The organism is Paraburkholderia sp. A1RI-2L (assembly GCF_048957375.1).
GTDB lineage: Bacteria > Pseudomonadota > Gammaproteobacteria > Burkholderiales > Burkholderiaceae > Paraburkholderia.
This window is the reverse complement of record NZ_JARBTA010000006.1, coordinates 139,155-158,664: the sequence shown is the minus strand read 5'-3', so window position 1 is coordinate 158,664 and position 19,510 is coordinate 139,155. Positions and strand designations below refer to the sequence as shown.

Below are 19,510 nucleotides of genomic sequence, written 5' to 3'. Positions count from 1 at the left end.
CGTTGCAGAATGCTCCTCGTTCAATGCGATCAGGAGCAGACGATGAAGGCAGCAGCGAAGCGAGAGGAAGTGGAATTAGCGTGGCGCCAGAGGCTGGCACGCTTCGCAGAGCGCGGACTGACGGTCAGAGCGTTCTGCCGTGAGGAGTCGGTGTCGGAGTTTCGCTTCTATCATTGGCGGCGGCGCTTGCAGGGCCTGGCATCTCCGTGTGGCGTGGATGCATCCGCCGGGGACTCGGCCTTGTCGATCTGGGGACCATTGCGGCAACTGACACGCACATCAACCCGGGCACGCAGGCTGGACAGGCGAATCTGACGATCCGCCTCGATCTGCCCGGCGGCATCGTTCTGACAATCGCGAGAAGCTGATGTTCTTCCCTGAGCAGCAGGTACGTGTGTTCCTGTACGGCGCACCCGTGGACATGCGGCGCTCGTTCGATGGCTTGCACGCGATCGCACGCCACAGCATGCCGGTCGATCCACTTGGGGGCCATCTGTTCGCGTTCATCAATCGTCGTGCCACGCAAATCAAGGTGCTTTATTTCGATCGCAGCGGCTGGTGCGTTTGGGCCAAGCGGCTCGAGCAAGGCCGATTTCTGGCCAACTGGAACCGGGCGGACACGCGTGAGATCGATGTCACCCAACTGAAGCTGTTGCTCGAGGGAATCGAGGTCGTCCGGCAGCGGCATCGTTACCGGCACACGCAGCCACAGTCGCCGGTGAGGCCCTCGCCATGAGGCATGCGTTGCCCTATGATGGTGGCCATGCCATCGACTGCCGCCACCGACGAAACGCTCGTAGCGCTCACTGCGCACGTGGCGGCGTTGTCAGCGCGATGCGAAGCGGTACTGAGCGAGAACGCACAATTGCGCGCGCAAGTCGCGTGGTTCCAGCGCCAGCTGTTCGGCCGCAAGAGCGAGCGTCGCATCGTACAGCCCGATGCGGCACAAGGCACGCTGGGCGAAGCCTTCGATGCTGTGCCCGATGCACCGGCGCCGGGCAGGAAGACGCGCATAGCAGGCCACGAGCGCAGCACCACGCCCAGTCGCCCGGGTGTCGACGAATCAACGCTGTTCTTCGACGAGGGCAAGGTGCCGGTCGAAGTCATCGAGATCGCGAACCCCGAGAGCGCAGGTCTCGATCCCGAGGATTACGAAGTAATCGGCGAGCGTGTGAGCCACCGGCTGGCCCAACGTCCCGGCAGCTATGTCGTGCTCAAGTACGTGCGCCCGGTGATCAAGCGGCGCGATACGCAGGCACTGTCGTGTCCTGCGGCGCCGGTTGGTGTGATCGAAGGCAGCCGCGCCGATGTGTCGTTCATCGCCGGGCTGCTCATCGACAAGCTGGTGTACCACCTGCCGCTGTACCGCCAACATCAGCGGCTTGCCCAGTGCGGCATCCGCGTGTCGCGGCAGTGGCTCACGCAGATCGCGCAAGCGGCCATTGCGCTGATCGAGCCCGTCCACGACGCGCAGTGGCAGTCGATCCTGAGCTCGCGTGTCAAGCGCATGGACGAGACGCCGATCAAGGCCGGACGGGACGGCCCGGGCAAGATGAAGTCGGCGTACTTCTGGCCGGTGATGGGCGAGCTCGAGGAGATCTGCTTCCACTACCAGCCGAGCCGGCGGCAGGAGCACGTCGAGCAGTTGCTCGGGCAAACCGCGGCGGCTGGCAGCGTCCTGCACACGGACGGCTACAAGGCGTACGCCTGGTATGCGAAGAAGACGGGTCTGGCCCACGCGCAGTGCTGGGCGCACAGCAGGCGTGCCTTCGTGAAGGCCGAAGAGATCGAGCCGGCACGCGTGGCCGAAGCGCTGGAGCATATCGGCGCGCTGTATCGCGTCGAGGAAGACATCCGGCAGAAGGGCCTGACAGGCTCCGGCAAGCGCGCATGGAGGCAGCAGCATGCGAAGCCGGTGGCGCAGCAGTTCTTCGTCTGGGTGGACAGGCAGTTCGAAGCGCAAGGCTTGCTGCCGAGCAGTCCGCTCACGAAGGCGCTGGCCTATGTCCGTGAGCGCCGCGATGGCCTGTTGCTGTATCTGGATGATGCGGATGTCGAGATCGATACGAATTCATTGGAGCGGGCGCTGCGCGCCATCCCAATGGGCAAGAAGAACTGGATGTTCTGCTGGACCGAACTCGGCGCCGGCAGATCGGTATCGCGCAAAGCCTGCTGGTGACGTGCAAGCTGCACGACATCGATCCCTACGACTATCTGGTCGACGTGTTGCAGCGCGTGGGCCAGCATCCGGCATCGCGCGTGCATGAACTCACGCCGAGGATGTGGAAATCACTCTTCGCCGGCAATCCCCGCGCTCGCCCTTGCATCAGAGCGCCTGAGATCGCAAGAACGTCGGTGAATTACCGATTACTGCCAGCGTACCCGCCACGGCTGTGTCGATGTCGGCGAGCGCTAACGGCGCAGTGACAGCCGTCAGCGATGCCGCACTCGTGCAAAAGTGGTGGGCGGCGCAGAATGCCTGCTACGGCGCACCGGATGGCCCAGCATGTGCGGAACGCGACCGCGCCGCTGCTGCGCTCGAAGCGCGCGGCTATGAGTGGCACAACCACGACGTTTGGACGTCACAGTCGGATGCCGGGCACTTCTACGGCGTCGTCGAAAGCACTAATAATTGGGCGGCCAACAAGAGCCCCACCATGCTGGTTATGGCTGGCCCGGCCACTCTAAAGACTCTCAGGAAGTATCTCTCGGACGATAAAATCATTGCTCTCTGGAATGACTCGCACGCATCGATTCGCGATAGATATCCGAGCGCATGGGCTATCATCGGCCGACAGGTCAAGCAAATAATCACCGATCACGCTGGCGAAAACGACCCGCGCTATACACAGGATTATTGACCCCATTGACTCCCCTTGACTTTCGGCTTCCTGCCACCGCAATGCCGGCTAGTGGACGATCGCGGACGGCCGATTTGTCAGAGGCTAACTTAAGAACGACATCATCGAAGGTATGATCCAGGCGAATTGACGCGACTAGAGGACTCACTACAATCCTCCAAAGTCTGGCTAGCGATTTAGGCGGCGCACAGCGCTTGCCCGCGCCAAAGCACGGAGAAATCCAGTATGACGAACGTAGTTCCGCCTGTTCTGTACAAGTACCGCCATTTCAATGAACGGACAATCGAGCTTCTGTGTGCCGACCGTGTCTATTACGCCGACCCGAACACATTCAACGATCCGCTAGACACGAAGCCGTGTGTCGAACCGGACTGTGACGTTGGAAGGATGGAAGACACAGTTTTCGAGTTAATCCGTCGGCGCGTTGAGGATGCGATGCAGGCAGGTGCGCGTGCCGTGAAATATCGCGGTCCGAAAACGATGTCCCATATTGAGAAGCATAGTCGTGCCGCTGCACAGGAGATGATCGATAGGCTGCGTTACGAAGCCACTGACCCTGAGCTTTCCGACGGGCCGCCGGGATCTATTGCTTTGGTGCTCGCAAACGCGATCGAAGCCGAGCTACTTCAGCAGTACAACAAGGGAATCCTATCGCTGGCTACGCGATACGACTGCCCGCTAATGTGGAGCCACTACGGTAAGCAACATCGCGGTCTCTGTATTGGATACAGCATGCCTCCCGAAGCGCAATCACAGATCTATCCCATCAGATATGGCGGTCACAGGACTGTGCGTGCGAGCGCCGTCGCTGCGATGGTGCTTGATCATGACGAGCAAGCCAGAGTCGCCGTGGACGAAGCGGTCCTTCTGACGAAAGCGCCCGATTGGCATTATGAGCAGGAGTGGCGATTGCTTGGACCACGGGGAGCCCAAAATTCGCCGCTGGAGATGGCCGAGATCGTGTTCGGCATGAGATGTGACGCAACCGTTATGCACACTGTGGCGCGCGCCTTAGACCGGCGCGAAAAGGCGGTGAGGCTTTACAAAACGCACGAAGTTCACGGAACGTTTGAGCTTACGCGCAGCGAACTGAACGTGAATGAACTCTCGGCAACCTACCCCCGGCGTGCGCTGTCAATTCATGAAATTTTCAGAAAGTACGCGACGCAAGACGGCGCCTCGCAGGCTTAAGGTGGCCCGGAATGCCGAGCACCGCCGACTTGATGAGGCGAATGGCGGTTGTGCCTCGGGAGCCGTCGTTGCGTTCCCGCAAAATTTAACGGCAGCTCAGGGTCGCCTGCTGCCGATCGCAGCCTCGCGAGGTTGAAGCTGCGTATGCACAATGCATGAGTCGGCACCCGGCCAAGAAGCGTCGCTGGCGTTTTCCTCTGAGCGGCCCCACCGAGGGCCGCTTACTACCGGGATGGCGTCACAAAAGTTGTCGTTCCGGGGTAAGAACAGGGCTGTTTCCGGAAGGTCGGCGGCGCTGCACCCGCTAACCTGATTACGTTGACTCCGGGAGCTGAGAATGCAGGTGCGGTCTCTGATGGGTGTGTTTGCTGCCGTTTTCGCGGCATTCTCCTGGTCGCTCAATTTTGTTGCGCCTTACGTGATCGGTCAGTACTCCATCTACGACCTGGCTGTTACGCGATTCCTGCTTTCGGGAATATTGGGCGCTGTTCTGTTCATCGCCGTGAAGGATCGCGGGTCGCACGCGACCTTAGTCGACTGGCTGGTCGCGGCATGGCTAGGCCTCGTCGGGTATGTGGGCTATTTCGTGACGATCATGTCAGCCGTACGCTTCGCCGGGCCGATTGTCCCGCCAGCGATTGTCGCGACTGTACCCGTGGTGCTAGCCATCGTTGGGAATCAGGGCACACAGGCCACATCGTGGAGAGTTCTGAGTATCCCTCTGGGCTTCATCACGTTGGGCTTGATGATGGTCAACTCGTCCGGGCTGATCGAGGCGCTTGATGGCCTGTCGACTCGAGTCATCGCTGGCATCGCAATCTCGTTTGGCGCAGTATCGCTGTGGACCGCCTTCGCCCTATCCAATCGAAACGCACTAAGAAAGCGCCCCGGGATGGACCCGAGGAAGTGGACGGCGATGATGATGATCGGTGGCGCTCTCGAGATTGCGCTCTTTATTCCAGTCGCTGCACCACTGTCGCTGCTGAATATCACCAGACTTGGCATCCAGTGGTCGTCATTCGGACTTGTTCTGGCGAGTTCACTTGTTCTGGCCGCAGTAGGGTCGATTGGTGGTTCGTGGGCGTGGACGATAGCATCGAAGAAGCTGCCAATCGGGCTTGCAGGTCAGCTTATCGTGACCGAGACGGTATTCGCGACGTCGTTCGGGCTCGTGGCAAGTCATCGGTGGCCTACGTTCGACGAGGCATTCGGCATCGGCGCCATCGTTTGCGGAGTCGTTATAGCGTTGAAAGTCCTGCATTCACCGGCAGTACAGTCGAACCGGATTTCCAGGTAAGTCGCGCTGGCGATGCGCAGCATTGTTGAGCGGCCGCTTCCGATCCGGAACCGGCCGCTCAAGGGCACATCGATGGGTGACTGCTCCGGGTCGAGTAGCGACCACTGCTTCCACAGCAAGACGGCACACTGGTCCTCTCTTCAACTGGAAGGAGATCATCATGGAAACGCAGAATGGTCGCGCAGGCAACCGTGTGCCGTGGAACAAGGGCAAACTCACCGGCCAGAAGCCGCCGTTGAAGCTTCCAGAAATCTGGGCGATTCGCACCCGGCTCCAGATGTCTTCGAACATTCGCGAGTTGGCTATGTTCAAACTCGCAATTGATAGCAAACTTCGGGCATGCGATCTGACGCGGCTGCGGGTGCAAGACGTCTGCCAAGGCGCCCACGTCGGATCGCGGGCAATGGTAATGCAACAGAAGACGCAACGGCCGGTTCAGTTCGAGATCACGGAGCAGACTCGTCAGAGCCTTGAGGCATGGATTCGGGTGCGGGGATTGAAGTCTACCGACTATCTGTTCCCAAGCCGATTGCGTGCGTCGCCCCATCTGTCGACACGACAATACGCCCGAGTGGTTCATCGGTGGATCGCATCGATCGGACTCGACGATACGGCGTACGGCACCCACACCATGCGACGCACCAAGGCTTCGTTGATCTACCGGGGGACGAAGAACCTTCGGGCGGTCCAGCTACTGCTCGGACATACCAAACTAGAAAGCAAAGTGCGCTACCTCGGCATTGAAGTCGACGATGCCCTCGAGATGGCGGAGCAGACCGAGGTCTGACGGCAACATGGCCGGCGAGCGGACACTTGCCGGCCACGATCGGTCATTCGCCGTCGACTCCACATGGCCGTGCGAGCGTCCGTTCAACGCAAAGGAACGGACCCATTTTTTGGTTAAGGTTTGCCTTCATCGTACCCTGCGCGGGGCACCCTGGAAACTACGGCTCGGCCTCGATCCCCGGCGCCTGGCACATAACCAGGAGGTGGCGTGACATAAAAGGGGGGCGATGCCTCATTGGTGATGCTCTTATCGGCTAGGGTGCCGATGTGCTGCGCGGCTGTATGGGGCGCAGATATTGGGCTATGTTCCCCGCCGCGTCGCGAGCGCTACGCATTACACCGATGAGCGTGGCCGACGCAGCCCCGCACCACTCGCCGTAGCCGACCAGCCACAAGCGTTCCTCGTCTCTGGCGTGCGTCCCATCTGTCCTCGGCAAGCCATCGGCGTCACAGATCTGTAGCGGGTCAAGATGTTTGAGTGCGGGGCGGAACCCGGTGCACCAGATCACGACATTGATGCGGGAATGCGTGCCGTCGCTCCAGACGACGCCGTCTGTATCGAAGCGGCTGAACGGACGCACTGCATGCAGCACGTCTCGCGCACGCGCGTCCCGTACAGGAGGCACCATGACGATGTCGCCCAAACCACCTACTGGCACCGTCATCGCAATTCCGTCGCGTAGAGCCTGCCATTTGGCGGTCGCGCGTTCGAACAAGACCCGGCCATCTACGTCGTCGGGAAGAAAAACAGGTTCCTGCAACGTCACCCACGTAGCGTTGCAGACCGTCGATACCTCCGCCAGGATCTGCGCGCCTGAGTTGCCGCCGCCCACCACCAGCACGTTTTGTCCGCGCAGATCGTCCGGATTGCGAGATACTGCGCCGAATGCATCTGACGACCACTAAAGATCTCGCGTCCGGGGTAGTCCGGGACATAGGGTGCGCTCCAGGTGCCGGTCGCGCTCACGACTGCCCTGGCAATCCATTCCCCGCGATCGGTGCTGACCAGCAAGCCACCCTGAACGCGTGAAACGGATTTGACATGAACGGGGCGCCGGACAGGGATGTGATAACGCTCCTCATATCGCGCCAGATAGTCGATAACCTCGTTGCGCGACGGGTAGGTGTCGTGTGTTACGGGCATCTGCCAGCCTGGCAGTGAACTCCATTGCGACGGCGAAAACAGGTGTAGCGAGTCCCAGGTATGTCGCCAGGCGCCTCCTGGTGCGCTCTGGTTATCCAGCACGAGATAGTCGAGTCCCGCACGACGCAGGAAGTAGGCGGTGGCAAGGCCGGCCTGGCCGCCTCCGATGACTACGACATCAATGTCTGCAGGCATGCGCTTTCGTCCCATCTCCTGATTCGAATTCGGGCGGTCGCGCGGCCCATTGAGCTTAAAGGCAGTGGTCGGTGCACTGCACTACGTGGGCCGCCTGCGACGTAATCACGTGCTTGAGGCCAGCGGGCCCGACCGGCGCCTCGGCGAGCCATGGAATCAGTGCGGTGCGCTGTGCCAGGTTGTCCGCCACGCGGCGCACGAACGGCACTTCGCAAGTGCCCCGCTGGCACAGCATCGGATCTGTCGTGCCGCTCGCCAGCAGCGACTGGTTGATGACCCACGCGTAGGGCGTGATGCCGGCGCGCGCAAGGTCGGCGCTCAGCCGCTCCGCTTCGTGAACCGGTGTCGCTTCAGGCAGCGTGACGATGAGGATCCGGCTGTAATCCGGGTCGCGCAGACGCGGCAGCAACTGGCGGACCGACTCCGGCATCTCGCCCTGCGTGCGCATCACTTCGCGGTGATAGGCCTCGGCTGCGTCCAGCAGCAGGATGGTGTGCCCGGTCGGCGCCGTGTCCAGCACCACAAAGCCGGACTTGCCCTGGTCGACCGTACGTGCGAAGGCCCTGAAGACGGCGATTTCTTCGGTGCAGGGTGAGCGCAGATCTTCTTCGAGCATCGTACGGCCGCCCGCGTCGAGATGCGGTGCGGCTTTGGCGAGCACCTCTTCCGTGTACTGCTGAACTTCCCGCGCCGGATCGATGCGTGTGACGCTCAGGCGAGGTACGACGCCATCGACGGTGGGGGCCACATGCGAGGCCGGATCGGTGGTCGAGAGGATCACGTCGTGTCCGCGCCCTGCGAGCGCGACGGCGATGGCCGCCGCTACCGTGGTCTTGCCCACGCCTCCTTTGCCCATCGTCATGATCACGCCGTGGCCCGCGGCCGACAGCGCGTCGACGAGACCGGCGAGGCCCGGCGGCAAGGCGGTTTCGGGCATCCGGCGCTCGGTCGGCATGCGCGCGCGCTCGGGATGCGCCATGTCGCGCAGCGCGTCCAGCCCGACCGTGCCGCGCGGCAGGAACGGAATGCGCGTCTGCGGCAAGCCGGCCAGTTCGGCCGGCAGGTCGGCCAGCGCCTGTTGCGCGCGCTGCGCCATGGCGGTCGCAATCGCGTCGTCGTTGCGCTCGGTGGCGAAGAGGCCGTTGAGCGCCAACACCTGGTTGCGAATGCCGAGTTCGGCCAGCTCGTGCCGCGTGCGATTCGCCTCGCGCAGCGCAGCGGCTTCGGGACGGCTCACGAGGACGATGGTGGTCTCCGCCGCGTTCGACAGACGTTCGACGGTCGCCGTGTACAGCGCTTTCTGCTTCTCAAGTCCGGCTAGCGGCCCGAGGCACGATGCGCCTCCCGTCGACGACGAGATGAACTTGTTCCACGCCGAGGGCAACGTCAGGAGGCGCAGCGTGTGCCCGGTCGGTGCCGTATCGAAAATCACGTGATCGAAATCGGCCGTCGCAACCGGGTCGCCCAGGAGTTTGGAGAATTCGTCGAAGGCCGCGATCTCGACCGTGCAGGCACCGGAAAACTGCTCTTCCATGTTGCGGATCGCCGCAGCAGGCAAGACGCCGCGATACGGTCCCACCATGCGTTCCCGGTAGACCTGCGCGGCCGCTTCCGGGTCGATATTCAACGCGAACAGGCCCGCAGCGCCAGGCACCGCGGTCGGCAACTGACTCAGGCCGACGCCGAGCACCTCGTCGAGATTGGAGGCCGGATCCGTGCTGACGATGAGCACCCGCTTGCCGGAATCGGCCATAGCGAGGCCCGTGGCACAGGAAAGCGATGTCTTGCCGACGCCGCCTTTGCCGGTGAAGAAGAGATATCGGGTCTGGGTTTCGGGAAGGGACATGAGCGCCTCCCTAGCAGCAGCCCGAGCCCGGCGAACAGCGGCCACCGATCTTGATATGCGGCTTCTCCGAAGTCGTGAGCACGATGCCGAGTTTCTGCGCGAGTTGCTGGCGCGACGGATACATGCCGGTCGACACGATATGGCCGTCAACCACGAGGATCGGCAGCCGTTCCATGCCGGCTTCCATTTCCTTGACCACTGCGGCGTTGGCGGCGAACGCCTGCGGTTCCTGGCCCAGGTTATAGCGGGCCACGGTCACGCCGTGCGCCTCGACCCACTTCAGGTCGGCGGCAAATTGCGCGAGCACGGGGTCCACATCCACACCGCAAACGCCCGTCGAGCAGCACATCGCGGGATCAAACACTTCGAGTTTCTTCATGGCAGGCCCCTCAGAGCAATCAGGATCGAGCGATTTCCACAAGCACGGATGCGTCTGCGGACAGAGGTGCGTGAATTCGGGCAGACCGCGAATCGCCTCGGGAATGTGGTTTCGCTCGATGCGCGTGAATCCGCGCCGCGCGAAGAAAGCGTGGGCGGATTCATCGTTCGGAATAAGGTAAAGCGCGCGCAGCGATCGCGTTTGCGCTAGCGCAAGGGAAGCGTCGATCAGGCGGTTGCCCAGACCGGATGCGCGGAGCCGCGGGTGAACTGCGACCGAACGCAACAGGGCCGCATCGCCGGCTTGTTCCAGTCCCGCTACTCCGATGATCTCGGCGTCGCGCACGGCGACGTGGAAGCCGCCGAGGCTTTGCGCGGCGAGGTCGCTGGCGGGCAACCCGCAGAGGTCCAGCAACGCGCGAATGCTGTCGAAGTCCGTGGCGGCGGCGCGGCGAATCTCGCAATCAGGCACGCTCATACCAGCCCTCCTATACGTTCACGGCGCTGAAGCTTCTGCGGGATGGTGATGCATCGCGCCCGGATCGTGCCCGGCCATCGCGTCGTCCCCATGATCGGACAGTTGGGCATCGAACCAGTCGTGCAGCGCTGCGACCAGACGAGGCTGCTCGCTGCGATACACGATTTCGCCGCCGCTGCGAACGTCGCGATAGTCGATCTTCAGATCGCCGGGCCGTGCGGCACGCAATACGGCGAGGCCTGGCATGTCGTTGCCGTGGATCCGCTCCGGCGCTCCGAAATCGCCTGCCGAGAAGCGACGGGCGATCGCCGCGAGATGTCCGCGGATTAGCGCGGTCTGCTTCGCGTCTGGGTGCTTCGTGACGACCCGCTGGACGCCACCGTCTGCGGTCTTCGTGAAGACGTGGGTGGTCGCCGCGAGCGAGAACGGCATCACGTCCACGCCGTGTCGCGCAACCTCTTTCTGGCGTGCCGTGACATCGGCAAGGGTGGGCGGCGGCGCAACAACGATGCCAAGCAGGACGGCGATCGATGCCGCGACGACTGTGGCTGAACGGCGTTTCATGGAGTATTCCACCTGGAAGTGTGCTGGAATCTGGCGCCAGCATCCTGTTCGACGGTTGAGTGAAATCATACGGTGGGCACACGCTTCGCCGCCATCGCAACACCGAGGCCCACACAAGCCACAAAAAGCGTCGCAACGCTATCCGCCTGAGACCAGATGGCCAGAGGCGGCCGTGCCCGTGATCGATCCAGTTTCCGACCGGATAGGCGGCCAGACCGGAAACGAGCAGCCCGAGCGAAAGTGCTCCGTTGGTTAGCGTCCGGTTCCATCCCAGCTCATGCTCCATCGGCACGACAAAAAGCGAGAACGCGTAGTAGAGCGTCCCCCCACGAGCCAAGCTGGGCAATCGCCAGCGCCCATGTTTCGGCGTTGTCGTTCTCGTGGCGACGGGGATCGAAGGCCGGCATAGATCAGATACTGGCCTGGTTCACCCGCTTCATCAGTGCTTCCGCGCTTTCCTTGCGTTCGCTGTACCGGTCGACCAGGTAAGGACCGATATCGCGGGTCAGCAACGTGAACTTGACCAGTTCCTCCATCACGTCGACCACGCGATCGAAATAGGCGGACGGTTTCATGCGCCCGGCTTCATCGAACTCCAGAAATGCCTTGGCCACAGACGACTGGTTCGGGATGGTCAGCATGCGCATCCAGCGGCCGAGCACGCGCATCTGGTTGACCGCGTTGAATGACTGCGCCCCACCGCTCACCTGCATCACGGCGAGCGTCTTGCCCTGGGTCGGCCGGACCGCGCCGACCGAAAGCGGAATCCAGTCGATCTGCGCCTTCATGATGCCGGTCATCGCGCCATGCCGCTCCGGTGAACACCAGACCATGCCCTCCGACCACAACACCAGCTCCCGCAGTTCTGAGACCTTGGGGTGACTGTCCGGCGCGTCGTCCGGCAGCGGCAGGCCGCTCGGGTTGAACGTGCGGACTTCGGCGCCCATGGCCGTCAGCAGGCGCGCGGCCTCTTCGGTCAGCAGGCGGCTGAACGAGCGTTCCCGTAGCGAACCATAAAGCAGCAGGATACGCGGCGGATGGGGGGACGCTTTCGCAGGTTGCAGTTGGTCGATATCGGGTACCCGAAACAACGTCGGGTCGACCTGCGGCAGGTCAGTCGTGAGCTCAGTCATCAGATCGGACACGCTTGCCCTCCCCATCGACAACCGCTTCGCCGTCTTCCTTCGAAAACGCCGCGAGTTGCGGATTCGGGAGAATCTCGAGAACGACTTCGGAAGGACGGCACAGGCGAACACCGAGCGACGTCACCACGATTGGCCGGTTGATGAGGATCGGGTGCGCCATCATCGCATCGAGCAAGTGCTCATCGGTGAGTGCCGGGTTGTCCAGATTCAGTTCGGCGTAGGGCGTTCCCTTCTGACGCATGACGTCGCGCACGGCCAGTCCCGACTGCTCGATGAGCTCGACAAGTTTCTCGCGGGACGGGGGGAGCTTCAGATACTCGACGATGCTTGGCTCGATGCCCGCGTTGCGGATCATCGCGAGTGTATTGCGCGAGGTTCCGCAATCCGGGTTGTGATAGATGACGACGTTGCTCATGTGGTTCTTTCCGTAGACCTCAGGCACATTCGTACCAGTCTTTCGAGCGGTTGACGATGCGCACGACCAGCAGCATGACCGGCACCTCGATCAGCACGCCAACGACCGTTGCGAGCGCGGCACCTGAGTTGAAACCGAACAGGCCGATAGCGGTAGCGACAGCCAGCTCGAAGAAGTTCGATGCGCCGATCAGCGCCGACGGGCACGCGATGTTGTGCTTTTCGCCGACCGCACGATTCAGACCGTATGCGAGCGCCGAATTGAAGAACACCTGGATCAGGATGGGTACAGCCAGCAGGACGATGACCAGCGGCTGCTTCAGGATGGCCTCGCCCTGGAACGCGAACAACAGCACCAGCGTCGCCAGCAGCGCCGTGATCGACCAGGGGCCGATCTTCGCCATCGCGACATCGAACGCCGCCTGCCCCTTGCCGAGCAGCACCTTGCGCAGGATCTGCGCGAGGATCACCGGAATCACGATGTAGAGCACGACCGAGGTGAGCAAAGTCACCCACGGCACCGTAATGGCGGAGATGCCGAGCAGCAGGCCGACGAGCGGCGCAAAGGCGACCACCATGATGCTGTCGTTCAGTGCAACCTGGGAGAGTGTGAACAGCGGGTCACCGCCGGTCAGGCGGCTCCAGACGAACACCATCGCCGTGCAGGGTGCCGCGGCCAGCAGGATGAGGCCGGCCACATAGCTGTCGAGCTGCGCAGCGGGCAGCATGGGCGCAAAGAGGTGCTTGATGAACAGCCAGGCGAGAAACGCCATCGTAAATGGCTTGACCAGCCAGTTCACGACGAGCGTGACTCCGATGCCCTTGATGTGCTGACGGACTTCATGCAGCGCACCGAAATCGACCTTGACGAGCATCGGGATGATCATCACCCAGATCAGCAGGCCGACCGGGAGATTGACCTGTGCGTATTCCATCCGGCCTATTGTCTGGAAGACGCCGGGCAGGACCTGGCCGAGGAGGATGCCGGCGACGATGCACAGGGCGACCCAGACGGTCAGGTAACGCTCGAAGAAACTGATGGGCGGTTTGGGCGCGGTCTTGCGCGAAGTGGCGATGTTGGGCGTGTTCATGGGACAGGTTGATGGGTAAGGGTTCAGCTTTGCTGGATCTCGTTGAGTGCCTGCTGAAGCTCGGCATTGCCCAGATGGCCCAAGGGAAGTTCAAGCAACTGCAGCATGCGGTAGCCGATGGCCTGGCGTGTGAGTTCGAACGCCTGACGCTTGCCTTCATCACCGCCCGGGGCGTTCGACGGATCGGCATAGCCCCAGTGCACCTTCACCGGACTCCCGGGCCAGTACGGGCACTGCTCCGCGGCCGCGCTGTCGCACACCGTGATGACGATGCGCATCTGGGGCGCGCCGTCCTTCGCGAATTCATCCCAGCTTTTGCTGCGAGAGCCCTCCGTATCGATGCCCGCATTCGTCAGCGCTTCGAGCGCGAACGGATTGATACGCCCGCTCGGCGCGCTGCCTGCGCTGTATGCGCGGACGTCCTTGCCGAGCTTCTGCGCCCAGTGGTTCAGCATGCCCTCGGCGAGCACGCTGCGCGCGGAATTGTGGGTGCAGAGAATGAGTACGTTGGTGGTCATCGTGGATACTGCCTTATTGCTTGCCGATGTCATGCACGGCCTTGCGCAGTGCCACGGCGTCCAGTTTGTCGAGAGGCAACGAAAGGAACAGTTCGATGCGGCGTTTCAATATGACGGCGGCATCCCAGATCGCCTGCTGCCTGCGCGCTTCACTGCCTTCAACCGATACGGGATCAGCCACGCCCCAAGGGGCCGTCACGGGCTGACCCGGCCAGATAGGACACATTTCGCCCGCAGCCTTGTCGCAGACTGTAAACACGAAATCCAGCTCGGGGGCACCGTCGCGCGAAAACTCGTCCCAGCTCTTGCTGCGGAATCCGTCTGCCCCGACACCGAATTTCTGCAAAGCTTGCAGCGCATAGGGATTGACGGGGCCGGTTGGGTGGCTCCCCGCTGAATATGCCTTGAATCGGTTCGCGCCGTAGTGGTTCATCAAGCCTTCGGCGAGGATCGATCGGGCCGAATTGCCGGTGCAGATAAACAGGACGTTGTAGATTCTGCCGGTCATGAGGTGCACTCAGCAGCAGGCCGAACCGGCCGATTTCACGGGAACGTCAACGGGATTTCCGCGCGGGACGCAGCATGCAGATGTTCGTGACGGCGGGAGTTGCTGGGTGCTTTCGCCATAGACGCGTGCGCTATCGAGGGTATGAAAATGCTCCCAGGCGATACCCTGCGGATCAATGATCCAGTGCTTATCGCTGCGCGCATAGCAGCACGTGGTCTCGCCCTGGCCCAGCAATACCATGTCCGCAGCCCTTGCTCGCTCCGCGAGTTCGGCGAGTTCATCGGCGTCATCTACCTGGAAGCCCAGATGGTCCACACCGGCCTTCGTGCCGCGCGTCGAAATGGCAAAGTTCACGCGGGGATCGTTCAGCATCCACTTCGCGTAGTCCGCTTCGACCCGCGCGGGCTCGACGGCAAACAGCTTCGTATAGAACGCGACACTGGCTGCAAGATCGTCCACGTGGACGTGGATGTGAAACCGCTTCATGAACGTTCTCCTTCAGCATTTGCAGGAATCGGCGCCCGGGGTAAGGCATGCTTCGCCCTGGCAACAGTTTTCGGTCAGAAAGCCGAGCAGCGCGTTCATCTGCTCGAAGGCGGTTCGATAGATCAGGCTGCGCCCATCGCGTTCCTGCGTGACGAGCCCCGCGTGCATCAACTCCTTCAGGTGAAAAGAAAGTGTTGCGTTGGGAATGTCGAGTTGCCCTGCGATGGCGCCGGGCGTCAGTCCGGCAGGGCCGGCGACAACCAGCATCCGAAATACGCGCAGACGCAGTTCATGGGCAAGGGCCGCAAGGGCACGGATAACGTCTTTATCTTCCATATTTCCAATATATTCGAAATTTATGACGGGTGCAAGACAGTCTCAACTGGTCCTTAATCTCGAGTCCAGCCTTCGCGAAGCAGCAGACCGTGCCGCTCTGCGCACCGACGGTAGGGGCTGCATCTTGCAAGTGCGCATGTATTTCGGCGAGTTGTGCCTCGTTTTCGACCTGGATGCCCAGGTGATCAAACCCCAGCATCGCGCCGCGCTGCGAGATCGCGAAATTGACCCGCGGATGATCGAGCATCCAACTCATGTAGTCCTGTACACCCCGGGGTGTACAGGACAAGTCTGTCAGGCCGTCGGCTGCCGCCGGCTCTTGAAGCTCACGGTGTTCTTGTAGTCCTGCACAGTGCCGATGCGGTGCAGGTTCGCCCACGTGCCCTTGTAGTAGGGCACCACGTTACGGTCGGTCCAGGGCGTGGTGACGTTACCCATGATCCCGTTAAAGTGCCCGAACTGCATGAAGGTCTGGCCGCGCTTGATGGCTGGCTCCAGATACGCCATTGCAAAGGTGGAGCCGTAGTCGTTGTAGAGCTCGACGACATCTCCCGAGGCAACACCGAGCTCCTGGGCGTCTTGCGGATTGATTTCGAGGTACGCCATTGGCACGCGCTCGCGCACGAACTCGTTGAATTTATCGTGATACATCGTCTGCCAGACCTCATTGACGCGACCATTGTTGATCCAAAACCGGTATTTCGACTTCAGGTCGGCCACTGGCTTGGGCAACCCCGCCCACTTCGCGGGCTTGAACTGCGCCTTGCCGTCGGGCGTATCGAACTTCCCATCCGTGTACAGCATTTCGGTACCAATCAGCTTGCCGCCTTCATAAGACTTGACTGGCAACTGCACACCGTTGTTGCCCGCGGCACGCAGACGCTCGTATGTCACGAGGTTGCCGGTGTTGCCGCCCTGGCTGTCGATCTTGCCGACACCGGGCTGGCCGACCTGCCGGAAGCCGTCATTGAAGGCGTCCTCCTCGGTCTTCCAGTCGAAGCCGGCGAAACGTTGCGCCATGTCCTGCTTGCCGTCCGCCGCATACATCTGCTTTAGCGTGTTCGCGATAGCGGCCGCGATCAGGCAGTCGGGCAGCGCCGATCCCGGCGGGTCCATGAATCTCTGTGACAGGCGCATGCGCCTCTCGCCGTTCATCGACGTGAGGTTCATTTCACCCGGATGGACGCCGGGGAGCAGCAGAACGGCGGCCTCATCGAGCTTGGTCGGATAGAGATTGATGCTCGTGACGAACAACCCTCCATGGTGCTTCACCGCGTCGTAGGCCACATCCACGAGTTGCGCGGTCGATGCCCCACGCTCGCGCGCCATCGCCTCCCTGACAATGCCGGCTCGCTTCAGAATCACGCCGCGGTGTTCCTGGGCGTTCAGAGTGGTCTGGAAGGGGTTGGCACCCCAGGCTGTGTACATCATGCCCTTGCCGTGGATGATCTCCTGATCGACGTAGATCTTCGTGTCGCCGGGATAAGGCGGGCGCGTGTAGCCTTCCTGGTGACCGCCCATGCGTACCACACCCGTGCCGCGGCGGCCTACGTTGTGCGTGGCGAGCACAACGTCGACCAGCGCGGACTGGATGACGTAGTTGTCGTTGCCCCAGATGATGCCTTTCTCGTACGCGTGCATGGTCCGGGGGCGATGCCCCGACGCCTTGGGCTTGTAAGCCCACTCGGCCGCTTGCTTCAATCGTTCGACCGGCACACCGGTGGTTCGGCTGGTGTCTTCAAGCGACAGCCGGTTGGTTTTCATCGCGTCGTCAAAGCCGTTCGTGTATGTGGCGATGAAATCTTTATCGTGCCAGCCTTGGTCGACGACATAGGTCAACAGGCCGTCAAAGAGCGCGATGTCCGTGCCCGGCTCAATGTCCAGGTGCAGCACGTTCTCTTTGCCGGCGACGTGCTCGGCGATCGTAATCGTGGTCGTGCGACGCGGATCCACAAAGATGATCTTTGCGGCTTCGACGCTTTCACCGGGAAAGCGCTGCTTGCGTTTGTCAATCCTCTGCCCTTGCAGATTTGGCAGCCAGTGGGCCAGGAAGTAATTGGTCTGCGTCTCGTACGAGTTGCAGCCGATTGCCATGATCACGTCAGCCAGTTCAGCGTCTTCGTAGCTGTTGTTCAATTCGCCGATGCCCATCTCGCGCGTGGCATGGCACTCGGAGTTGTAGGCGGGGCGGTTGTGAATGCGTACGAGCGGCGTTTTGAGCGCGGTAAACATTAGCTTACCGGTGCCCCACGTGTTTTCGAAGCCTCCGCCGGCACCACCGTGATCAAAGCAATCGAACGCAAGGCCGGCCGGACCGTCATTGTCGAGAATCTTCCGGGTAAGCCCTGCATACAGCGCGAGTGCATCATCCCAACTGGTGTCCATCCACTGGTCGGCAAGATACACCCGCGGGCTGTGAAGCCGCTCTTTCGCGACGCCACCATCCGGGGTGAACATGACTTTCGCCAGCTGTCCGCCGCGCGTCGACGACAGTCCCTGATTGACACTGCATTGCTTGTCCGGCACGACCAGGATGTTGTAACGGTGACCGTCACGGTCGGTAATCGTGTTTTGCATTGCCGGCGTCATCACAACGGAGAGCGGCGGCAATTGCTTGCGGAAGTCGAGGCCCAGCGCGTTCTGCTCGGGCGCGCGTCCGCCCTCGACGTTCTCCGGCCACTTAAAGACGTGATAACCGCACCCGACAATGCAGAAGTGGCAGGTGAGATTGGTCCGTTGGGCTTGTACGGGGGGCAGCGCCACCCGGTCCCGATTGGTAGCCATGGTGATCCCCTTTTACAGCACATTGGCCTGACGGCCATAAATCAACCCGTTGACCGCGACGGCCCGCACGGAGCCGTCACTTGCGTTGTAGTCGAGCACGATCGAGGGCAGGTTCTCCGTTGCCTGCCCCGAAACCATCTGGCCAGTTTTCTCGGCGTCGAAGATGCTGAAGTGGCACGGGCAGCGGAACACGCGCGCGGATGGATCGTATGCCACCGGGCAGCCCATGTGCGTGCATAGCACGCTGTAGGCGACGATGTCGTGGTCGGGGCCGACACCGCCTGGCACAGGTGCGCCCGTTTTGACCACGACGCAGGGCGACGCAGCGTCCGGAAAGGAGAACATGACCGGCGTGTTCTCCCTGAGTTGCCCGGCGTGTGCGACAACCTTTGGCACGTACGGCAACGTCGTACGTCCAACGTCCGCTGGCGCCGCCTGGGTAGGGCCGGTCCCCGCCACGGCGACACTCGCGCCAGCCGCCGCACCTCCCGTGAGCTTCAGAAACTGTCTGCGACTAAGACTCATGGTCTCCTCCACAGAAAAACTAATTTGGTTAATTAGTTAGACGAACAGATTTGATCGAAGGCGAACTCGGGTACATGACTGAGATGGGAAGCCGCGGCGCACCAATTTTTATATTTTTCGAAATGTTGATATTGGTGTAGAGCAAACGTTTCGACAATGCAAGCGTCATCAGGGTCGAATGATCTAATTACGGGTTTCTTGGTAGGAAGTCCGCCCTTTCTTTTCTAACTCCTCGGAGAAACCGCAAAAGCTCAGATGAAACGCGCCCCCAGCCGTGCTGGTCGTGTGATCGCCCGAAGGCGTATGCCGGGCCCCGTTACTACCGGCTGGCGAGCGAAGCCGACCTCTGGAAGACGTTTCCAGGACCGGCTCGATACCGAGCGGCACCAGGATTTCGCGGAGTTGCCGGATTGCCGGTTCACTTCATCGCCAGTGTCCACGCAACGCGGGCAGGTCGTGCCGCTGGAGACGAGTCGTTGCCATAGAACCGGAAGCACTTTCATGGCGTTACGCTTTCCAAGCACTGCATGCCTGTCCGCGACGTGATCACCTGGGTTCAGACCGGCTTCGCCGACTGGCGACTCGGCAAGCCACGGAATCAGCGCGGTCCGTGGCGCCAGGTCATCCGCAACCCGGCGAGAAAGGCGCCATGCTCACATCCGGCCCGAGGCAAAGAGGCTCTACTGATGAGGCCGCAGCGTCAACGTGCCTGAAAGGTGCTTTGGCACGATCGCCTTGAGGCTGGAAACATATTCGTCGACGAATGCTTCATCGACGCCACGACAGAGCCGGTTGGCCATCCGCGCATCGAAAATCTCACGGACTGATGCCGCGAACGTCGGCGAATTTTCTACAGTCGGCATGGCTGCCTGAAGTACGGTCATCATCGCGTCCGCCTGAGCCTGCATGAGATTGATCCGTTTCCACAGTCCGTCGATTTCCCGATCGATATCTTTCAAGTCA

Annotated in this window: 20 protein-coding genes and 3 pseudogenes; 7 read left to right on the top strand and 16 right to left on the bottom strand. The window is 61.6% G+C overall.

The window, feature by feature from the left end:
* Nucleotides 1-9: 9 nt before the first annotated feature.
* The 7 genes and pseudogenes from tnpA (at nucleotide 10) to PWP93_RS35725 (ending at nucleotide 6,136) form a co-directional block, all read left to right on the top strand.
* Complete coding sequence (gene tnpA / locus PWP93_RS35755) at nucleotides 10-315, top strand: IS66 family insertion sequence element accessory protein TnpA (RefSeq protein WP_421048212.1); 306 nt, start codon at nucleotides 10-12, stop codon at nucleotides 313-315.
* A 52-nt stretch (nucleotides 316-367) separates the two neighbouring features.
* Nucleotides 368-736, top strand: coding sequence for an IS66 family insertion sequence element accessory protein TnpB (gene tnpB, locus PWP93_RS35750; protein ID WP_421043126.1), 369 nt, complete (start codon nucleotides 368-370; stop codon nucleotides 734-736).
* An 18-nt stretch (nucleotides 737-754) separates the two neighbouring features.
* Nucleotides 755-2,339 (top strand): annotated as a pseudogene (gene tnpC, locus PWP93_RS35745) (IS66 family transposase).
* Nucleotides 2,340-2,399: 60 nt separating this feature from the next.
* The gene (locus PWP93_RS35740; RefSeq protein ID WP_421048211.1) at nucleotides 2,400-2,861 is read left to right on the top strand and encodes a hypothetical protein; all 462 of its coding nucleotides are present in this window, start codon (nucleotides 2,400-2,402) and stop codon (nucleotides 2,859-2,861) included.
* Between the two features lie 225 nt (nucleotides 2,862-3,086).
* On the top strand, nucleotides 3,087-4,052 hold the full coding sequence (locus PWP93_RS35735; protein WP_421048210.1) for a DUF2971 domain-containing protein: 966 nt from the start codon (nucleotides 3,087-3,089) through the stop codon (nucleotides 4,050-4,052).
* A 337-nt stretch (nucleotides 4,053-4,389) separates the two neighbouring features.
* Nucleotides 4,390-5,349 (top strand): DMT family transporter, encoded by a 960-nt coding sequence (locus tag PWP93_RS35730; protein ID WP_421048209.1) that lies wholly within the window; start codon nucleotides 4,390-4,392, stop codon nucleotides 5,347-5,349.
* 160 nt (nucleotides 5,350-5,509) lie between these two features.
* A complete protein-coding gene (locus PWP93_RS35725; protein ID WP_421048208.1) occupies nucleotides 5,510-6,136 on the top strand; it encodes a tyrosine-type recombinase/integrase in 627 nt (208 codons plus the stop codon).
* Between the two features lie 253 nt (nucleotides 6,137-6,389).
* On the opposite strand, the pseudogene PWP93_RS35720 reads toward PWP93_RS35725, so the two are convergent.
* The 16 genes and pseudogenes from PWP93_RS35720 to PWP93_RS35645 all read right to left on the bottom strand — a co-directional run bounded on the left by PWP93_RS35720 (nucleotide 6,390) and on the right by PWP93_RS35645 (nucleotide 19,506).
* A pseudogene (locus PWP93_RS35720) lies at nucleotides 6,390-7,474 on the bottom strand (ArsO family NAD(P)H-dependent flavin-containing monooxygenase).
* A gap of 55 nt (nucleotides 7,475-7,529) precedes the next feature.
* Nucleotides 7,530-9,320, bottom strand: a complete 1,791-nt coding sequence (arsA, locus tag PWP93_RS35715) for an arsenical pump-driving ATPase (protein WP_421048207.1) — start codon at nucleotides 9,318-9,320, stop codon at nucleotides 7,530-7,532.
* 10 nt (nucleotides 9,321-9,330) lie between these two features.
* Entirely contained in the window at nucleotides 9,331-10,176 is an 846-nt protein-coding gene (gene arsD / locus PWP93_RS35710) for an arsenite efflux transporter metallochaperone ArsD (protein ID WP_421048206.1), read from the bottom strand.
* Between the two features lie 18 nt (nucleotides 10,177-10,194).
* Entirely contained in the window at nucleotides 10,195-10,740 is a 546-nt protein-coding gene (locus tag PWP93_RS35705; protein WP_421048205.1) for an aspartate carbamoyltransferase, read from the bottom strand.
* A gap of 86 nt (nucleotides 10,741-10,826) precedes the next feature.
* Nucleotides 10,827-11,147, bottom strand: a pseudogene (locus PWP93_RS35700) (MFS transporter); the annotation flags it as partial.
* Between the two features lie 3 nt (nucleotides 11,148-11,150).
* Entirely contained in the window at nucleotides 11,151-11,873 is a 723-nt protein-coding gene (gene arsH / locus PWP93_RS35695; RefSeq protein WP_421048295.1) for an arsenical resistance protein ArsH, read from the bottom strand.
* Nucleotides 11,866-12,300, bottom strand: coding sequence for an arsenate reductase (glutaredoxin) (gene arsC, locus PWP93_RS35690; protein WP_421048204.1), 435 nt, complete (start codon nucleotides 12,298-12,300; stop codon nucleotides 11,866-11,868). The genes arsH and arsC overlap by 8 nt, the downstream gene beginning before the upstream one ends.
* Before the next feature lie 19 nt (nucleotides 12,301-12,319).
* The gene (gene arsB, locus PWP93_RS35685) at nucleotides 12,320-13,390 is read right to left on the bottom strand and encodes an ACR3 family arsenite efflux transporter (RefSeq protein WP_421048203.1); all 1,071 of its coding nucleotides are present in this window, start codon (nucleotides 13,388-13,390) and stop codon (nucleotides 12,320-12,322) included.
* 23 nt (nucleotides 13,391-13,413) lie between these two features.
* Complete coding sequence (locus tag PWP93_RS35680) at nucleotides 13,414-13,908, bottom strand: arsenate reductase ArsC (protein ID WP_421048202.1); 495 nt, start codon at nucleotides 13,906-13,908, stop codon at nucleotides 13,414-13,416.
* A gap of 13 nt (nucleotides 13,909-13,921) precedes the next feature.
* Entirely contained in the window at nucleotides 13,922-14,416 is a 495-nt protein-coding gene (locus PWP93_RS35675) for an arsenate reductase ArsC (protein WP_421048201.1), read from the bottom strand.
* Nucleotides 14,417-14,425: 9 nt separating this feature from the next.
* On the bottom strand, nucleotides 14,426-14,902 hold the full coding sequence (locus PWP93_RS35670) for an ArsI/CadI family heavy metal resistance metalloenzyme (protein WP_421048200.1): 477 nt from the start codon (nucleotides 14,900-14,902) through the stop codon (nucleotides 14,426-14,428).
* Nucleotides 14,903-14,914: 12 nt separating this feature from the next.
* A complete protein-coding gene (locus PWP93_RS35665; protein WP_421048199.1) occupies nucleotides 14,915-15,238 on the bottom strand; it encodes an ArsR/SmtB family transcription factor in 324 nt (107 codons plus the stop codon).
* The gene (locus PWP93_RS35660) at nucleotides 15,228-15,494 is read right to left on the bottom strand and encodes a hypothetical protein (RefSeq protein ID WP_421048198.1); all 267 of its coding nucleotides are present in this window, start codon (nucleotides 15,492-15,494) and stop codon (nucleotides 15,228-15,230) included. Before PWP93_RS35660 ends, PWP93_RS35665 begins: the two co-directional genes overlap by 11 nt.
* Before the next feature lie 38 nt (nucleotides 15,495-15,532).
* Nucleotides 15,533-18,022, bottom strand: a complete 2,490-nt coding sequence (locus PWP93_RS35655; protein ID WP_421048197.1) for an arsenate reductase (azurin) large subunit — start codon at nucleotides 18,020-18,022, stop codon at nucleotides 15,533-15,535.
* A gap of 12 nt (nucleotides 18,023-18,034) precedes the next feature.
* On the bottom strand, nucleotides 18,035-18,547 hold the full coding sequence (locus tag PWP93_RS35650) for an arsenate reductase (azurin) small subunit (protein WP_421048196.1): 513 nt from the start codon (nucleotides 18,545-18,547) through the stop codon (nucleotides 18,035-18,037).
* Nucleotides 18,548-19,227: 680 nt separating this feature from the next.
* Nucleotides 19,228-19,506, bottom strand: a complete 279-nt coding sequence (locus tag PWP93_RS35645) for a hypothetical protein (RefSeq protein WP_421048195.1) — start codon at nucleotides 19,504-19,506, stop codon at nucleotides 19,228-19,230.
* Nucleotides 19,507-19,510 lie beyond the last annotated feature (4 nt).